The following is a 16,849-nucleotide window of genomic DNA, read 5'->3' on the forward strand; positions in this document are numbered from 1 at the left end:
TAGTATATAAGAATGTATAGACTACTCATTTTTTAATACTAAAGGACGCATGATCCCTTGCACCAACGACATGAGGCACAAAGGATGGAAACACCAGTACTGATCGATAACGATCGCTGCACGGGCTGCGGGATCTGCAGCCGCGTATGTATCTTCTCTGTTCTCTCTCAGGACAACAACGGCACCGTTCCCCGGATTAATCCGGAACAACATGGACGGTGCGTACGATGTGGCCAGTGTGAAACATTCTGCCCTTCATCAGCAATTTCGGTGAAGTACCCGGCTGCGTGGCCAACACCGGATCAGCCAGCTCCCGGGTCCGTAACCCCGACACAGATCCGGGAGCTCGTACAGGGTAGAAGAACCGAGCGGCAGTTCCGGCGCCAGCCAGTCCCCAGGGAGACGATCGAATCGATGCTTGATATCGTCAGGTATGCACCGAGTGCAGTCAACCTCCAGCCAGTACACTGGCAGATCATCGAAAAAGAGGAGTCACGGAGAGCGCTTACTGCCGGGGTGGTCCGGTGGCTTGATGAGGCTTCCCGGAACGGCTGGTATCGCGAACTGGATGCCTGGCTTCCCGAACTGATCCGGCAATGGAACGAGGGGACCGATCTGATCACCCACGGCGCCCCGTGCATCATCATAGCCCATACTCCCCGGACATCCCCTGCGTTTTACACGGACGCTGTGATTGCACTCAGTTATCTCGATATCGTCGCCCCGGTTTTTGGTATCGGCACCTGCTGGGCAGGGCTAGTTCGCAAGGCCTGCGAAAACTCACCCGAAGTTCAGAAACTCACCGGCATCCCGGAAGATCATATGGTACAGCATGCGATGCTGGCCGGCTATCCCGCCCTGCAGCACCACCAGATACCGCGACGGCAGCCGGCCCGGATCGGCTGGACATAAAAAAGGGTGTGGCGTTATCTCGGAAAAAAACAAGGGGAAGTAATTACTATGGCTAGACTCACCATCGAAGAGATTTTTGTCCCGGGTACGACGTGCCGGATCCCCGGGATCCTCATACGTCCCGCAGAGCCCACCGGAGCGGCAGTGATCGTGCACGGCTATGGGGGAAATAAAGAGGAGCAGTTGGGATTAGGGTTCCGGGTGGCAAACGCGGGTCTTGCCGCCTGTGTCATCGATCTCCGCGGTCATGGCAGCCATCCCCTGCCATTGGATGCAGGGATGAGGGACGATACGGAAGAGGTGATCCGATACCTTCGCTCCTTCGGGAAGGTCGTCGCAATCGGCCATTCCGTAGGTGGCCGCCTTGCACTTTTAAGCAGTGCCGATTACCATATTGCGCTCTCGCCACCTTTGCGCGAGACATTTGATGAGGAGACCCGGGAACGGCTCAAACTCGTGCGCAGCTACCGGGTGCGCCCTCATGATACTGCCGCCCTCTTTGAGGTCCTCAGGCAGCTTCCGATCCGGGACCCTGTACACTATGCGGGAAAAAACTCTCTCATACTGTATGGCGAACGGGATATGCCCGAGATCATCGCAGACTGCAGCGCCCTTGCCCGTGCCGGCGGGCCGGTTTTCTGTATTCCCGGCGCATTCCATAACGATATCTATCTCGCAGAAGAGGCAATGACAACAATCAGCGACCGGATCCGAGAATGGTTCCCCGGTAAAGATACAACAACTCCCGACAGGTCCTAATGAAGACCGGCGAACCCTGGTGCCCGGGCAAAAACCGTTATGGGATAGTGTTTTGAAGGTTTAATCCTGCTTTTTTCCCACACAATCCCGAGACGTGTCCGCACACTTCTGGCTCCAGCTCCCATTTCGCAGAGACCTCGGCGGGGCGTGTGACCCGTTCAGGAGATCATGTCGAGTGGCGGTTCTGCTAAAACCGGGCAGGACCGGGTGGAGGTGCCTGGGGGGTGTCTCACTCCGTCCACTTAGATTGTGTGATCTGGTGGAGATGTTCAACGGCGATGAAGCCGGCCGGCACGATCATGCGACGTCTGCCAGGGTGACGGCCCTGGTGAGAGAACGCTCCTGCGTGATCGAGATGACGGGCGGGCCGGCAGGTGAGTGACCGTCTGAGTGTGGCCGAGGGAGGGCAGATACCCGAAGATCGTCATCGCCGGCCAGGTAGCTGAAGTCACTGGACAGACCACGAAGCATGTCAGGGATAAAGGGTTTGATGATCGGTAATACTTGGTCAGATCCTGCTCTTCATCAGAGAACATGGGCTGATCTCACGGAAAGCGATCGATGACCTCCTCCTGGATAAACTCCCGGAGATCCTGAATCTCCAACAGAAATGGGATAAAATTCACAATCTATTGCATAAATTATCAAAAGATTGGCTCTGTTGAAACCCTAAGTTACCGGTAGAGCTAAGAACAAGTTGCTCCCTGTAAAAGTTATGGCAAACCGAAACAAGGAGCACCATTTCTTCTCAGATCAGAAGTATATTTGTTTTCTGACATCGTGCCAGAATGCAGTTAGGCTGACCGGGATCCCAGAGTACTCCTCACGCTATTCGAGGAGGGATTTCACTCAGCGCCAATTACTCACGTTACTTTTATTCAAAGAATATCTCGGAGCTCACTATCGTGATTTCGTACAACTTGTTGAGATCATGGACATTATCTAGGAACAATTGCAACTCGATGATATCCCCCATTACTCCACACTCTGTAAATTTTCAAAACGAGTTCCTTCAACCGTCTTAAACCAGTTATTTCGAAAAGCGTGTTCATTCATGAGGGAATGGAAAAACGTCACGTCGATAGTTGCAATTGATTCATCCGGTTTCACGCCGGATTCTGCCAGTACCTATTACTCAGCCAGAACCGGGAAGACTCGTCATGACTATCTCAAAACGACAATCTCCGTAGATACGGATCATATCTCCCTGCTAGCATTTCACGTCACAAAGAGTCGACGCCACGATTCACAAATCGCACCTATCGTACTTCGTGCATCGAATCGAGTGAAAAAAATCAAGGTGTTATGTCATGGATAAGGGCTACGATTCTGAACGAATTCATCTGTTGATCCATGAGGATTTGAGAGCTCAATCCATGATTCCTATCCGTGACTGGCATGCATCTTTTATTTCTGGAAAATATCTACAGATCATGGACAGGCATTTCGAAACGAAAATCTACAGACGTAGGAATATAGCCGAAACGTTTTTTTCGATTTTGAAAAGGCTATTCGGGGAAACTATCTACTCTCGATCTCATCAACAGCAAGTGAAAGAAATCAAATTGAAATGTATCAATTTCTCCATCGATCGTTTCATTAAAAAACAAAGGGTATTCAATGTGTTTTGAGGATTTCAACAGAGCCAAAATTCGTAATACTATTCCTCATTTTTGAAACTACGGGGAAATGTTTAATTATTGCCAGAGCATACGAGGGGTGAAAATTAACAGAGAGATGGGACAGATGAAATACGTTGACGGATTCGTACTCGTTGTACCGGATGAGAAGCTTGCTGATTACCGCAAGATGGCGAAGACCGGGGAGAAACTCTGGAAAAAGTATGGCGCCCTTGAATATTTCGAGTGCGTGGGCGATGACCTCGCGTCGGAGTGGACAAAGTCGACCTTCCCAAAGATGGCAAAGGCAAAAGAGGGTGAGACGGTAGTCTTCTCATTCATTGTCTATAAATCGAAGGCCGACCGTGACAAGATAAATGCAAAGGTCATGCAGGATCCGGCGATGAATGACCCGGCCATGAAGGACAAGCCAATGCCGTTCGACATGAAACGCATGGCATATGGCGGGTTTCAGGTCATCGTCGGGGAATAAGGGTCCGGGCATTCCTCTTGCGAGGCCAGGCACGGGCCGGGTCGGACGCGGAGTCAGCCGGAAAAATCAGGAGCAAAAATCATGGAGAGAATCGTTCTTTCCCTCATGTTCCGGGATAATGCAGAAGAGGCAGTGAAGTTCTATCTGTCCCTGTTTTCCCCGATATTCGGGAATTCGAAGATTGAATGGATCACGTACTACGGCGAAGAGGAACTCGAAGCCCTGCGTGCCGTTCCGCAAATGAGCGAAGAGATCATGCCCGGGCCGGCCGCGAGCGTAAAGACCGTCCGCTTCCGGCTCGCCGGGCAGGAAATTCTGGCGGTGAACGGGGGTGGGTTCTTCGGGAAATTCACCGAGAGCGCGTCACTGTACGTGAGCTGCGAGACCCAGGAACAGATCGACTTGCTCTGGACGGCGCTCTCCCGGGAGGGGACCGAACAACCCTGCGGCTGGGTGAAAGACCGATTCGGCGTTTCGTGGCAGATCGCGCCGTCCGTTATCGGGGAGATCATGGAAGGCCCCGACCAGAAGAAAGCCCAGCGGGTCATGCTGGCACTTTACCGCATGAAAAAAATCGACCTTGAGGAGATCCTGCGGGCAGCTGCCGAACCCCGGCCTGCCGGTTCGTGAAGCCCGGGAAAGAATCTTCCGGGTTTTCGTACACTAAAAAACGATATCCTAGTTCTTTCGGCTCGGCATCTGGTTTCCGGAGGCGAAAAAACCCAATGAACGGGTTTCTTGAATTCGGCTGGAGATCATTTTATACATGATTTTCGGAGAAAAACAGCGACGAGCATTCCGCGGGAGCGGTATGTGAGGAGCGAGCCTGAGCAGCCGCTTGCGCCGGAGCCTGCGACAAGCCAGGGGAGTCATCCTGCCAACAGGAAACAACGTGAAGCAGCGAGGTGATGTGAAACGAGCCGCAGCATCAGCGAGTATGTTTTGTATCAGTTTGCGGCACGTTTGCATCAGACTGATGCAAACAATCTGAGCCTGTGCCGGGTCAGAATTTTAAATCAGGGCGCATTCCTCCACCCCCTCATTTTGTTTGCAGCAGATCACGGGATCGCACACACACGCAATCGTCACCCTCTGCGATCGGGTGCGTGTGTGTGTTCTCCAGATCTGCTGCAAACAATGATCTATCATCCTGTACGCAGGATGATTCAGTAGCCGTTCCGGAGATCGGCGCCTTCCCTGCGTTTTTGTTCTTTGCAATATCTGCTGCAAACGTGATGCAAACGTGCTGCAAATGATGCAAACCATTTTTCACCTGGCTCTGGGTCCTGGTCAACCCGTAACGTCGAGCGCCGGCATGTGCTGATGCATGGGTGGAGAAGACCGACAACCACCCGGCCTTTCGTGCCGATGCAGGGCTGTTCCAGGATCTGGTCAGCGCCCGGTTCGGCGATGTGACGATCCCGGCCCTCCCCATCCTCAACAGGACCGGCAGGATGAGCTGACGACCCGTGATCGGGGAGCGCCAGGGATCCTGAAGAGGCTGAAGGAGAAGAAGATCTGAACGGAACGAGGCCGGCCATCGACCGATCAGCTGTTCGGTGTCACTGCCGGCATCATGGAGGGAGGCGTCGTCGTTGTCGACGATGTGCAGCCGGCTCTATCCGGGAGTGCGAGGATGTTCCGGCTCCAGCCATGCTCGATAGTTTTGAGAATATCGTATTCACGCAGTGCCGGCTCGCCGATATTACCGAGGATCATCCGTATATGTTCCCAGAGAATTTATGCAACAGTCTGTTGCACAATTGAGGGGTCAGGCCAGGCTTCGGCGAGTCGGTGCATATATTTCAGGTTCCGGGCCGAGAATCCCTTCATCTCCGGGAACTCGTGACGAAGGTTGCCGGCCAGGCAGGGGGGTGATAAGTGACATGGAACCTCTCAATCCCTGTACATAATGCCCGCAGCACGGGCCCCAACGAGTATACGAATGATAGTAACTTGGGTCAGGGATCCATGAATCGGAATATTCACCTGACGGCTCAGAGCGGCTCCAGCCGGATAACAATATTCATTCTGACGAACATAAGAAACATCAGTGCAGGGTCTGCTCCAGGTTTGTGAGACCATAGGGGGCGGCCTGCAAAGGATATAGATCTTCCTATTCTATCGAGTTATTGATGATCAAAAGTATAATTGGATGCCTTGCAAAATTAGCGAACTACTGAGTAGAGGTTTGATCACCGTGTTAATCAGAGCCTTAAGTCAGGCTTCCTGTAACCTGAATCCTGCAAAAACAGATGTATGAATAAGGATTTTTTGACAGAAACCGCAGTTGATCTGTATTTATTACAGGGAACCGACGATTGCCCTTTTTAATTTTTTAATTCATCGCACTTTTTTTAAAAAGGTTATTTTACCAGGGATTGCCCTAACATTTTCGCCTCTCTGATCTTATCAGGATACTTTGTCAGGTCTTTTGGCTGGTAACACTGATTCTGCCAGATGAAGCCTGCATCGACAAAACCCAGGAACTGAAAGACATTCTTTACGTACTCGTTGACAGGATTCAGGACTTCGGGACCAAGACCACCACAGGTAAGCGCAACCACGAGCTTTTTGCCCTTTGGGAGATCGCAGGAGAATTCCGGTTTTTTTAAGTGGGCGTAGAACCGATCGATGAACGGATATGCCTGTGCGTTCAACCGCATCCAGTAGATTGGAGAACCGAATACAACTGCATCTGATTCTGCCAGTTTCTCCCAGAGTTCTGCCATATCGTCCTGCAGGATACACTCTCCCCCGGTTATACACGTGTTACATCCCGTGCAGGGCTGAATATCCAGATCGCAGAGCCGAACCAGTTCAGTCGTTGCCCCTGCTTCCCGTGCACCAGCAAGAATGTGTTCAACAAGTGTCTGGCTGTTTGCGCCATTTCGCGGACTTGTTGCTATTCCAAGGATCTTCATAGTCAGATAAGTTAAGGTTAGTTTCAAAAAAAACTTTCCGGATTTCTACACATCGCCGGGGTGCCATTAAACACGCAGTCTTTGAACCACCAGGAAACTCACCATACTTCTGAACCGGTTATTCAGCTGAGTCGGTCATGGATATTTGAATTCCTGTTGCACTTCAGATCAGTCAGGTATCAATTGCTGTGTTGTATTACTCAAGGTATGTCCCCATCTCATAGAATAAGAAGTGCGGCGTCTTCATCATCCACTCCTGCCTATAAACAGAAGATTGGGACAGCCGCACATTGATACTCGAACTGGAGTAAGCCTATAATGAACGCCTGGTTAAGCGAGGTGAGTTTTATCTCTCCTTTGACTTCATCAGATGCTGGGATCGAGATCTCGCTGCATTGATTAGAGGAAAACCGGGTCGTCCCTTTCAGTATCCTTCCCTGTTTATCGAGTGGATGGCCTGTATCCATATCTTTGATGCTCTATCGTCAGATGGAAGGATTCACCCGTCATCTTTTGGCCTTCCTTCCTGCACTATATGATTCAGATTACTCGACGCTCTTTCGACGTACTCAACGCATGGATATTACCATTCCAGTGAATACTGCGATGCTCTCCAGGGATCTCGTTGTGGTTGTAGACTATATCGGTCTGAAAATAACCAATCGCGGAGAATGGATGCTTGAGAAGTGGAAAGTCTGCCGCGGTTGGATCAGGGTTCATGCCAGGATCGATGCCGAGACCAACCAGGCAGAGGGGTGGTAAGTGACATGGAACATCTCAATCCCTGCACATAATGCCCGCAGCATGGACCCCACCTCGGTCCACAAGTTCAAAAATAAAATGTACATCTGGTGAACAAAAAAGTCGATCACATGTGCATTTGACGAAGGGAGATCTTTCTTCTGGGTCGGCGGCGAGAGGTTCGTAAAACTTCCTGATTCGAGAGACCCCAGGAAGGTTAGGGGTTGTTTGTGTCAATAGGCCCGTAAAACATCTGCAACAATTCAGCGCCTTCGCTTGAACAACAAGGCCAAAAATGCGAGGAGAGCCAACCCAAAAAACAGCAGGGGAAGCCACGCCGGGGAACTCGTACCAAACAACATGTACCTCGATCTGCGATCTCATAGAAGAAATAACGAGCGGTATATCCACTCCCTGCTGGGGATCATCAACCACACGGCCTGATCAAAGGGATCCCTTCAAATTATTTGGTGGAGCCCCATGAACCAACGGGCATTGGATCTTCAGAGGGTGTTCTTCGCAACCCCCACCTCGGTCCTGTGGATCCGTCCTTTCGGCCCCTGCTTCCAGGTCGACAACCCCATGTGCGGCTTCCTCGCATCAGCCCGGAGGGAGATCGTTTCAGCCGGCGTATGCCCGTGGATCGTCCGGTGCATCCTGTTCTGCACCGTCCTGAAGAATTCAAGTGTCATCGGGTCCTTCGGATCATAGTCGACGCTCGTCGCAGAGATATCAGCAATCTTCTGGTAGAACCGCCGCTCCGACGCCCGGATGTCACGGATCCGCTTCAGAAGTTCATCGAAGTAGTCCCTCGCCTCCTTCAGGCGCTCATCATCAAGGACAAAACCCTTCACCACATATTCCCGCAGGTGCTTCGTCGCCCACTGCCGAAATGGAGTCCCCCTGTGCGACCGCACCCGGTAGCCCACGGCGAGGATCACAGCGAGGGTGGAGAAGTCGACCAGACACTCGACCTGGCGATCCCCTTCCGATTGAACTATTCGGAATTTCCGAATAGTTGCCTGGGGGTCGAGTTCTCGCTCTTCATAGATGTTCTTGATATGTTCGTCGATCATCCTGATCGATTTCTGATACACCTCGGCGATCAACCGCTGCGTCAGCCAGACCGTCCCCTCGAAGAGGCTGACCTGGACACGGGTCTCACCTCCTTCGGTCTGGTAGAGAAGAGACCCAGACACCCCTCCGACCGGCTCCCCCCTCTCCTCGCTCACGTCACACTACGTTCCCGAGCGCCTTTCTGATACCCAGCGAACGGTATCCTGATGACTGAGAGGGTCGACACGCTCCGGACGAGGCGTTTCCTGACGATCCCGGCGTTCGTGCGATCGGCCCTGCTGAGCCAGCGTCTTCATGATGCAGACTATCTCCTGCCGGGATATAAATCCCGATCAGATGATGCCGGGCGTATCCTTTCAGGTGGACGCGACCCATTTTTGATTAGAGGGTGCCGGCCGGTCGACCGATCAGATGTTCGGTGTCACTGCCGGCATTGTGGAGGGAGACGTCGCCGTTGTTGTCGACGAGATACAGCCGGCTCTATCGGGAGGGTGTAGAGTACGAGGCTGAATAGAAACAAGGACTATCGCTTACTTCTCACCTTTCTCGATATTGTACCGCCCCTCCATGTCCGATTTAACGCAGATGCCATACCTTCCGGTGAGCGTCGCGTTCACGAAACTCTTCTCAATCACCTCAACTGCCGGCAGCACATCACGCATCGCTTCCGGCAGCGATCGCGTCAGGTAGGTCGTCACCGCCATCGGCTTCGTCATATCCCGGAGGGCATACTCGGCGATCACCCGGTTCGTCTCCCGGCATAGAAGGATCCCGCTGCACGGCTGGTCGACAGCTGGATCACGGAGGCGGTCGTCGACCACCAAGAGGTAGAAGTTCGGTTTGCCCGAGTACTTCGGCCTGAAGGCGCCGACCTTCAGCTCGATGATCACATAGCTGTGGAGCCGGGCCTGGTAGAAGAGCAGGTCGAGGTAGTACTCCTGCCCCCCGACTTCGAGCCGGTACTCGCTGCCGAGGAAGGCGAAGCCCGTGCCGAGCTCTAGAAGGAGGTCGCCGAGGTTGACGAGGAGCGACTGGTGGACCTCCAGTTCGGAGGCCTCGGGACCGAGGGAGAGAAAGTCGAAGATGCACGGGTCCTTGATCGTCTGCCGGGTTGAATCTGATAGAGATATTCAAAAAAGCCGGAGTCACCACTATTCAGATCGATAATGTTGCAACTCTTACGAAAGTGAGTTCAAAAACGGGAGAATTGAAGGAGTTCCCCATTTTTTTTGATGATCGCACACAAGGCAGTATAACTGAAATTTTATAAAATATATTTCTTCGATTCTGAATCGAACTCCCTTTTGTATATCGGTAGGCCATGAGATTTTTCACTAAAATTTTTTAAAGTTACTAACAGTAAGCATAATTAATTCAGGCAGCCCCTAATATTACTGATCCGTATGCCCAAACTGTTTCCAGGGTACAAAGACGAAATCAAGAAAAAGATCGCAAACGAGGCATTCGCGATATTCCTTGAGAAAGGTTTTGAAAAGACTATGATGGACGATATAGCTGCTCGGCTTGGGGTGACAAAGCCGGCACTCTACCGTTACTACAAAAACAAGGAGGAACTTTTCATCGCTTCAATGGGCGATACGATGTTGGGAGGATACAGGATGATATTTGCCACTTCCTTTGCATCGGACGACCCGATTACCGGCGCCGGAAATTTTTTCGATGCCCTTCTTGTGATCAGCAGTAAATATTCAGTTATCAGGAAGGATTTGGAATATATTATTTCCCGGAATCCATCCCTCCATCAAGAAATCGCGGGAATGTATGGGGAAAGCCTTGTGGTTATGCGGGATGTTTTCCAAGAGCATAAACGAAAGGGAAAGATCCATACCACCATGGAAGAAACAGATCTTGCTTTTCTCTGCGGCGTTGTTGCGCAGGGTCTGATTAATAATGTGGACATGGGACTGGACCCTGCTGAAGCAAAACGATTGTGGCTTCTCTGTTTTACAAAACTTTCGGACGCCGGTTAAGAAAGGAAAAGAAAAAGAAGATTTCCGGGGCATAAATCAATTTTTTGTGAGAACCCTTTTTTTGCTCTATTACTGCTAAATTTTCTTTTACAGTTCGAGTGAATTTCCGCCTAAATTTTCGGAATGACTGAGAATCTCATGTTTCAGAGCCCGAAGTAAAACAGCCAATAATAGTCCATTTACTGCCATCGTTTACGGCCCGATATTTCTATCAAATTTGCTACTTCAATTTATTTTAGTTACTTTAAGTAACTTTAAATATTTCAGAGTAACAACAATTTAAGAAGCTCATGAAAGATTTTGCCATGTATCATATCTGCTATTCACAAAAATCAAAATCAAAATCGGCACTTTTAGCCGAACTCAGGCCGCGAGGCGATCTCGTGGTCGATGTGCGCCGTCACCTTGGCCTGGAAACAGGGGGGGCGTCTGGTAAATATGGAGGTAAACACAACTATGAAAAATAACCCAATTTTAGCAGTTGAAGCTCACGGCTTGGTAAAGACTTTTGGTGATAACAGGGCTGTTGATGGAGTGAGTCTGAGTATCCCGACAGGTAGTATCTGCGCTGTACTGGGGCCGAACGGTGCAGGAAAAACTACTACAATAAACATGCTTGCCACGTTGTCAAAACCGGATGCGGGGAAAGTAAAAATATTTGGTTATGATGTTGTGCGTGAAACTCATATTGTGCGTCAACTGATCGGGTTGACAGGGCAATTCGCCTCTATCGACGAGGATCTAACTGCCATGGAAAATCTCATGATTTTCGGTAGATTGTATGGATATTCTCGCAAAGAATCTAAGCGCAAAGCGAATGAACTCCTGGAAGAGTTTGGGCTTAGCGATGTGGCGAGCCGGGCATTGTCAAAGTTTTCCGGCGGTATGCGGCGCAGACTTGACCTCGCGGTAAGTCTGATCTCCCAGCCGCCGCTGATCTTCCTTGACGAGCCGACAACAGGGCTTGATCCAACGACTCGGACGCAGATGTGGCAGACAATACGCAATCTTGTAAAAGGCGGCTCGACGGTACTGCTGACGACACAATATCTTGATGAAGCCGATCAACTTGCCGACAACATTGTTGTAATCGACAAGGGACGAGTCGTTGCGAACGATACACCCGACGGATTGAAACGCTCCGTGGGAAGCAGTTCGTTGCACTTGACCGTCAAAGACGCAGATAACGCCGCCAACGCGGCGCAGATCATCGAGCGCATACTCGATGCGAAGGTCCATCTTGCGAAAGCAACTGAGTTGATCGCACCGATCGACAACATCGACAAACTGACCGATGTGTTAACGACGCTGAAAGATGCCGGAATAGCGTTGTCCGGGGTAAACATCCTGCAACCTACACTTGATGAGGTGTTCATGGCGCTGACAGGTGAGGGTTCCAAAGATAAAATGGAGGAAAATTAAAATGACTAATATAACCATCATACCCGCCGCCGAGCGCAAACTGAAAAATCGAATCGGTGTTGGCACCACAATCAGAAACACCTGCACGCTCGCGTATCGGTCGCTCTTAAAAATGTTCAAAAATCCCGAAATATTTGTGGATTTCGTAGTTTTACCGGTTATGTTCACGTTGCTTTTCGCCTTTTTATTCGGGGGAGCGATTTCGGGCAACATCCTGAACTATCTGCCGATTGTTATCCCCGGCGTTTTGCTGATGACATCTTTCACCAATTGTACCACCGCGGGTACTAAACTGCGCGAGGATGTGGACAAAGGCACAACAACCCGTTTTAAATCCATGCCGATTGCGCGAATTGCTCCGTTAGCAGGGAGTTTGACTGCCGACCTTGTACGATACGTAATGGGGGGGACGACCGTTTTCGTTATGGGATATATTCTCGGTTACAGACCCGAAGCAGGCATTCCAGCGGTCATTTTCAGCATACTTTTCATGATGCTCGTTGCCTGGTGTCTGAGCTGGGTGTTTGCGTTCATCAGTATGTGCACAAAGACAATTTCGACCGCGTCTGCGATTGGTGTAATAGTAATGTTCCCGTTAGTATTCCTGTCGAACGCTTTTGTTCCGGCCGAAACGATGTCGAGCTGGCTGCAATATTTTGTCCTGCATATAAACCCACTCTCCCACGTCATAATGGTGGTGCGGCAGATGTTGACTTATGGCACGATAGGCGCGGATTTTTGGTCCGCATTATTCGGCACTATGGTGATACTCGTCGTATTCATTCCGCTGACAGTTTATGCGTATGAGCGCAAGGCGTAATCCTTGCGTAGTTTATAAACTGTTTTACATTTGGCTCTCCTGACGTCTTAGTACATCGGGAACCCCCCGGAAACCCCTTTGAAAATGCATGAAAAGATTGAATGCAGATTCCTGGTCTGCTTATTTGGGAAGTAACCAAAAGAGATTTCAGGAACGTTAAACCCGAGAGACGAGTGCTGGCAAAGCCGATTTTTTGCGGATGATGTGATACGGTCTACCACAAAAACAAAGGACAAAGTTGCCGGCGAATAAAAAAAGAAATACGTTCCAAAACCCAGTGACATTCTCGCGTGGGCAAAGAAGTGTGAGTGAATGCCAGAACCCCGGCATTCAGCAGGGGGGTGATCCCTACCGGCTCCAGGGACGAAATTTCTGAACTCTCGAATTTGCACTTGTTTTAGCGCGATTAAAAGAATGCCAGGAATAATAGTGAAAGAAATTATAAACCGTGATCCCCTTCACTAACCTTGTTTTTAGGTTTTTTGCCCATTTTGTCGTTTTTATAAAAACGCCGTCGAAAAAACGAGCCCCGTATTCGCGTTCCAATGGCGTTTTCAGGTCATGATGGGGAAAAGTGCTAAAATCAACGCCAAAGAAAAGGCTCCGGTGGCCTTTTGGCGATGCGGTTATCTGCAGTATTTTGGCAAATAGGGTTTATTTTGGGCTTATTTTTTAGGGGATGGAAAAATCTCGATTTTACGGGGTTTTCCGGATGAGAGGAAAGGAAATGAAGCCCGAAATGGGGTTATTTTACCAACAGTTCATTCATCGGATGATCAGGAGGAGAATTAATAATCAAAGTAATTGGTCCCATTCATTTTGAGAGGATATCCTCTTTAAAATTTTAAAAAAATCTGCGCCAGAGAGCCCATCACTTCTTCCGGGCCTTCCCGGATAACGATCCCTTCTTCGGTCCCTCACCGCTCAAGGCCTTCCTTCACTGCCCGTCCCCCTCCTCCGGAAGGTACTTCCCGCCCCACTCAATCATCGCCTCGATAATCGGAAGGAGCGTCCTTCCCCGATCAGTCAGCGAGTATTCGACCCCGGGGTGGAACTTCCGCGTAGACCTACCGTAAGATTATACCGTGCCCCTCGAGACCCCTGAGGTGCTTAGTGATGGTCTTGGAATTCACCTGGCACATCCGGTTCTGGAGTTCCGTGAACCGGAGCAGTCCGGAACGGAGGTGCCAGATAATGACCAGATTTCCCTTGTTCCCGATGATTTCGACAGCGCTGTCGATGCTGCATTTGGGAGTATTTTAACATTTCATAAGATTTACTGCAATACTTTATATTTGGAAACAATGTTACAAAAAGCCTTCTGGTGGATATATTGCCCGTTAGGCAAAAACACTAAGAACAGGAAAAATTCCATGACGATAACAGTTGATCCAGAAACCTGCACCCGGTGCGGAATATGTTCCGATGTCTGCTTGAGGCAGATCATCGTGCCGGCAGAAAATGGAGAACTCCCTCACTTGGAGGAAGGAAAATCCACGATGTGCATATCCTGCGGGCAGTGCGAAGTCTACTGCCCGACGGGTGCGATAACGCAGGATTTCGCGACCTCCGGAGGCAGAACCAGAACAGACCTGACTGCCTCCGAAAAGATCCTCTCAGTACCCCTTGGCACATTCATCCGAAACCGGCGTTCGATCCGAACCTGTCCCGGTGGAAACCATAGAAGCCATCCTTGATATCGCCAGGTATGCGCCCAGCGCGATGAATAGTCAGCCGGTCGGGTGGATTGTCATCGGTGATCCAGAAGATGTCCAGAAGGTCGCCGGCCTGACGGTGGACTGTATGCGTGAACTCATGAATACCGACCATCCCCTGAGTGCCTATGCACCCCGGTTCGTCGCGGGCTGGGATGCTGGTACCGATGTAATTTGCCACAGAGCCCCACACCTGCTGGTAGCCCACGTCCCGGCGGACAACCCCCAGGCGTCCAACGATGCCATCATCGCGCTCACACACGTCGACATCGCGGCGCCTGCATTCGGTCTCGGGACCTGCTGGGCGGGTGTCGTCGCGATGGCGTCCTTTTCCTACAAGCCGCTTCAGGACTTCCTCTCTATTCCGAAAGAACGGGTGCCCGCGTACGCGATGATGCTGGGATATCCGAAGTACAAACCTCACCAGATTCCAGGGAGAAAACCTTTACAGGTCACGTGGAAATCAACCCCTGGAGGAAACAAGAAATGACAAAAGTAGTTGCATTCAACGGGAGTCCCAGGAAAGACGGGAACACCTCCATTCTCATTGGGCATATCTTTGATGAGCTGGAGAAAGAGGGGATCGAGACGGAACTTGTGCAGATCGGGGTCGAAGCCTTCCGGGGATGCATGGCCTGCATGAAATGTCAAGAGAAGAAGGACGGGCATTGTGTCTTCAACGACGACATCGTCAATAGCTGCATCGACAAGATGGTGGAGGCTGATGGGATCATTCTCGGTTCGCCCGTGTACCTCGCGGATGTCACCGCCGGCATGAAGGGCCTCATTGAACGGGCGGCCTTTGTATCGGCTGCAAACGGTAGAACTCTCTTCCAGCACAAAGCCGGAGCGGTGGTTGTGGCCGTCCGGAGAGCCGGAGCGATGAGGACACTGGATACCATGCTCCACTTCCTCCTCGCAACGGGGATGATTGTGTCGGATTTCGGTGTCATAGGAGTCGGGCTGAACCCCGGCGATGTGGACAAGGACCCGGAAGGAATCGCTAGTGCGGAAAGGGCCGGAAAAAATATGGCCTGGCTCCTCAAAACGATGAAGAAAGGAACATGCTGAACAGACGGCACATTCAAGTAGATGTACACTCACTCCCTTACAGCTTCGAAAGCACATTGTACAAAAAAACTAGAGATAATCATGACAAACGTTATCGCAATCAACGGAAGCCCGCGAAAGAAATGGAATACGGCAACGATGCTTGAACACGCCCTGAAAGGGGCGGAATCGGTGGGCGCAGAGACCGAACTGGTCCACTTGTACGATCTGGACTACACGGGGTGCACCAGCTGTTTTGCCTGCAAAACGCTGGGCGGGAAGAGTTACGGACGGTGTGCGGTAAAAGATGGTCTCAAACCCCTGCTTGAAAAAATCGAAAACAACGCGGACGCGATCATCCTCGGGTCGCCGATCTATCTCGTTTCGGATACCGGGATGATGCGGTCCTTTCTGGAACGGCTGATATTCCCCTATCTCACGTACACCCCCGAGCATGGCACCCTGTTCCCCCGGAAGATCCCGACGGGGTTCATCTATACCATGAATGTCTCTGAAGAACAGGCAAAAGAGTACGGGTTTCCCCTCCACTTCGCCATGAACAGCAATTTCCTTGACATGGTCTTTGGCCATTCGGAGTATCTCTGTGCGTACGACACGTACCAGTTCAAGGACTATTCAAAGGTGTTCTGCACGTTGTTCGATGAAAAGAAAAAAGCAGAGCACAAAAAGACCGTATTCCCGCAGGACTGCAAAAAGGCCTACGAACTCGGGGCACGGCTGGGGAAGGAATAAGTTCTCTCATAATTTTAGCAATTAACAATGAGTTCTTAAAAGATATACACTCACACAAACGATATTTTTTTGGCTCCTCATGAGGCATTTAAAAAAAATGATAGTGATGAACAATGACTCAGATCGAAATAAAGCTCCAAAATCAAGATTTTTATCTGTCTAATCCCTTTGAATTAAAATTAGATGATGACTGGGATCGAGGTTCGCTAGGAAAAAAGGCGAGAAAAAAGGGAGTGTATATTATTTTTTCAACTTCCAACCCAATGCATCTACGTACAGTATTTAACTAATTTTTCTCCGTGTCTTTTTCATTCATCAGCGTTCCAAGTCTCCTTCAGTTATACTGGGTTTCTGAGGGCAGGAATTTTTACCACGACCTTTAAGGTCACTCGTACGGCCTCCCAGACAAACAACTTGAACTGATCAAATCTGAAGGTGCCTATCTCAATGGTTCCTGGACCTTGTTTCACAGGTGAGAATCGTGTCCAAATCACCGCCATCCAGATGTTTTTGAGAAGAAACGAAATGATAGCAAAGAGATATCGGATCACCGGATTTCGGGTTTGATGTCCT

Annotated in this window: 24 protein-coding genes; 16 read left to right on the forward strand and 8 right to left on the reverse strand. The window is 50.4% G+C overall.

The window, feature by feature from the left end:
- Positions 1 to 84 precede the first annotated feature (84 nt).
- From MPAL_RS15130 to MPAL_RS17200, 7 genes are all read left to right on the forward strand, one after another.
- Complete coding sequence (locus MPAL_RS15130; RefSeq protein WP_012618130.1) at positions 85 to 912, forward strand: nitroreductase family protein; 828 nt, start codon at positions 85 to 87, stop codon at positions 910 to 912.
- Positions 913 to 960: 48 nt separating this feature from the next.
- Positions 961 to 1,671 carry an alpha/beta hydrolase gene (locus MPAL_RS07410; protein ID WP_012618131.1) on the forward strand — a complete coding sequence of 237 codons (711 nt, stop codon included), beginning with the start codon at positions 961 to 963 and terminating at the stop codon, positions 1,669 to 1,671.
- 1,054 nt (positions 1,672 to 2,725) lie between these two features.
- Positions 2,726 to 2,989, forward strand: coding sequence for a transposase (locus MPAL_RS17545; RefSeq protein WP_148208180.1), 264 nt, complete (start codon positions 2,726 to 2,728; stop codon positions 2,987 to 2,989).
- The gene (locus tag MPAL_RS17550; RefSeq protein WP_052292224.1) at positions 2,982 to 3,302 is read left to right on the forward strand and encodes a hypothetical protein; all 321 of its coding nucleotides are present in this window, start codon (positions 2,982 to 2,984) and stop codon (positions 3,300 to 3,302) included. The genes MPAL_RS17545 and MPAL_RS17550 overlap by 8 nt, the downstream gene beginning before the upstream one ends.
- 115 nt (positions 3,303 to 3,417) lie before the next feature.
- A complete protein-coding gene (locus tag MPAL_RS07420; protein ID WP_012618133.1) occupies positions 3,418 to 3,783 on the forward strand; it encodes a DUF1428 domain-containing protein in 366 nt (121 codons plus the stop codon).
- 81 nt (positions 3,784 to 3,864) lie between these two features.
- The gene (locus MPAL_RS07425; RefSeq protein WP_012618134.1) at positions 3,865 to 4,413 is read left to right on the forward strand and encodes a VOC family protein; all 549 of its coding nucleotides are present in this window, start codon (positions 3,865 to 3,867) and stop codon (positions 4,411 to 4,413) included.
- Between the two features lie 701 nt (positions 4,414 to 5,114).
- A complete protein-coding gene (locus tag MPAL_RS17200; RefSeq protein ID WP_269078461.1) occupies positions 5,115 to 5,246 on the forward strand; it encodes a hypothetical protein in 132 nt (43 codons plus the stop codon).
- Positions 5,247 to 5,331: 85 nt separating this feature from the next.
- Here MPAL_RS17200 and MPAL_RS16270 read toward each other — a convergent pair whose 3' ends face one another.
- From MPAL_RS16270 to MPAL_RS07430, 3 genes are all read right to left on the reverse strand, one after another.
- Positions 5,332 to 5,502, reverse strand: a complete 171-nt coding sequence (locus MPAL_RS16270) for a hypothetical protein (protein ID WP_158303652.1) — start codon at positions 5,500 to 5,502, stop codon at positions 5,332 to 5,334.
- A 21-nt stretch (positions 5,503 to 5,523) separates the two neighbouring features.
- Positions 5,524 to 5,649, reverse strand: a complete 126-nt coding sequence (locus MPAL_RS17555; protein WP_394295846.1) for a DUF1016 N-terminal domain-containing protein — start codon at positions 5,647 to 5,649, stop codon at positions 5,524 to 5,526.
- Positions 5,650 to 6,149: 500 nt separating this feature from the next.
- Positions 6,150 to 6,707, reverse strand: coding sequence for a flavodoxin family protein (locus MPAL_RS07430; protein WP_012618136.1), 558 nt, complete (start codon positions 6,705 to 6,707; stop codon positions 6,150 to 6,152).
- A 474-nt stretch (positions 6,708 to 7,181) separates the two neighbouring features.
- Here MPAL_RS07430 and MPAL_RS15140 point away from each other — a divergent pair, with 474 nt between their 5' ends.
- Positions 7,182 to 7,469 (forward strand): transposase, encoded by a 288-nt coding sequence (locus MPAL_RS15140; protein ID WP_083767018.1) that lies wholly within the window; start codon positions 7,182 to 7,184, stop codon positions 7,467 to 7,469.
- Positions 7,470 to 7,951: 482 nt separating this feature from the next.
- Here the strand turns inward: MPAL_RS15140 and rhuM are convergent, their stop codons facing one another.
- The 3 genes from rhuM to MPAL_RS15145 all read right to left on the reverse strand — a co-directional run bounded on the left by rhuM (position 7,952) and on the right by MPAL_RS15145 (position 9,655).
- Positions 7,952 to 8,647, reverse strand: a complete 696-nt coding sequence (gene rhuM, locus MPAL_RS07440) for a RhuM family protein (protein WP_236610346.1) — start codon at positions 8,645 to 8,647, stop codon at positions 7,952 to 7,954.
- Positions 8,648 to 8,681: 34 nt separating this feature from the next.
- Positions 8,682 to 8,900: a hypothetical protein gene (locus MPAL_RS15830; protein ID WP_148208182.1), complete on the reverse strand. Its 219-nt coding sequence runs from the start codon at positions 8,898 to 8,900 to the stop codon at positions 8,682 to 8,684.
- Between the two features lie 155 nt (positions 8,901 to 9,055).
- Positions 9,056 to 9,655 carry a PDDEXK nuclease domain-containing protein gene (locus MPAL_RS15145; protein WP_083767019.1) on the reverse strand — a complete coding sequence of 200 codons (600 nt, stop codon included), beginning with the start codon at positions 9,653 to 9,655 and terminating at the stop codon, positions 9,056 to 9,058.
- A 273-nt stretch (positions 9,656 to 9,928) separates the two neighbouring features.
- Here MPAL_RS15145 and MPAL_RS14495 point away from each other — a divergent pair, with 273 nt between their 5' ends.
- The 4 genes from MPAL_RS14495 to MPAL_RS07460 all read left to right on the forward strand — a co-directional run bounded on the left by MPAL_RS14495 (position 9,929) and on the right by MPAL_RS07460 (position 12,758).
- Positions 9,929 to 10,516 carry a TetR/AcrR family transcriptional regulator gene (locus tag MPAL_RS14495; RefSeq protein ID WP_012618138.1) on the forward strand — a complete coding sequence of 196 codons (588 nt, stop codon included), beginning with the start codon at positions 9,929 to 9,931 and terminating at the stop codon, positions 10,514 to 10,516.
- Positions 10,517 to 10,806: 290 nt separating this feature from the next.
- Entirely contained in the window at positions 10,807 to 10,983 is a 177-nt protein-coding gene (locus tag MPAL_RS16275) for a hypothetical protein (protein WP_158303653.1), read from the forward strand.
- Complete coding sequence (locus tag MPAL_RS07455) at positions 10,973 to 11,938, forward strand: ATP-binding cassette domain-containing protein (protein ID WP_201763839.1); 966 nt, start codon at positions 10,973 to 10,975, stop codon at positions 11,936 to 11,938. The genes MPAL_RS16275 and MPAL_RS07455 overlap by 11 nt, the downstream gene beginning before the upstream one ends.
- Position 11,939: 1 nt before the next feature.
- Positions 11,940 to 12,758 (forward strand): ABC transporter permease, encoded by an 819-nt coding sequence (locus MPAL_RS07460; protein ID WP_012618140.1) that lies wholly within the window; start codon positions 11,940 to 11,942, stop codon positions 12,756 to 12,758.
- A gap of 937 nt (positions 12,759 to 13,695) precedes the next feature.
- On the opposite strand, the gene MPAL_RS17560 is transcribed toward MPAL_RS07460, so the two are convergent.
- Both MPAL_RS17560 and MPAL_RS17310 read right to left on the reverse strand, forming a co-directional pair.
- The gene (locus MPAL_RS17560; protein ID WP_083767074.1) at positions 13,696 to 13,788 is read right to left on the reverse strand and encodes a winged helix-turn-helix transcriptional regulator; all 93 of its coding nucleotides are present in this window, start codon (positions 13,786 to 13,788) and stop codon (positions 13,696 to 13,698) included.
- A gap of 37 nt (positions 13,789 to 13,825) precedes the next feature.
- Positions 13,826 to 13,999, reverse strand: a complete 174-nt coding sequence (locus MPAL_RS17310) for a winged helix-turn-helix transcriptional regulator (RefSeq protein ID WP_330217445.1) — start codon at positions 13,997 to 13,999, stop codon at positions 13,826 to 13,828.
- 132 nt (positions 14,000 to 14,131) lie between these two features.
- On the opposite strand from MPAL_RS17310, the gene MPAL_RS17210 reads away from it, so the two are divergent.
- From MPAL_RS17210 to MPAL_RS07475, 4 genes are all read left to right on the forward strand, one after another.
- Positions 14,132 to 14,455 (forward strand): 4Fe-4S dicluster domain-containing protein, encoded by a 324-nt coding sequence (locus MPAL_RS17210; RefSeq protein WP_269078485.1) that lies wholly within the window; start codon positions 14,132 to 14,134, stop codon positions 14,453 to 14,455.
- On the forward strand, positions 14,430 to 14,963 hold the full coding sequence (locus MPAL_RS16920; protein ID WP_236610348.1) for a nitroreductase family protein: 534 nt from the start codon (positions 14,430 to 14,432) through the stop codon (positions 14,961 to 14,963). The genes MPAL_RS17210 and MPAL_RS16920 overlap by 26 nt, the downstream gene beginning before the upstream one ends.
- Positions 14,960 to 15,544, forward strand: coding sequence for a flavodoxin family protein (locus MPAL_RS07470; RefSeq protein ID WP_012618141.1), 585 nt, complete (start codon positions 14,960 to 14,962; stop codon positions 15,542 to 15,544). Before MPAL_RS16920 ends, MPAL_RS07470 begins: the two co-directional genes overlap by 4 nt.
- An 81-nt stretch (positions 15,545 to 15,625) precedes the next feature.
- Positions 15,626 to 16,276: a flavodoxin family protein gene (locus MPAL_RS07475; protein ID WP_012618142.1), complete on the forward strand. Its 651-nt coding sequence runs from the start codon at positions 15,626 to 15,628 to the stop codon at positions 16,274 to 16,276.
- The last annotated feature ends 573 nt before the right edge of the window (positions 16,277 to 16,849 follow it).

It is taken from the genome of Methanosphaerula palustris E1-9c (assembly GCF_000021965.1).
GTDB lineage: Archaea > Halobacteriota > Methanomicrobia > Methanomicrobiales > Methanospirillaceae > Methanosphaerula > Methanosphaerula palustris.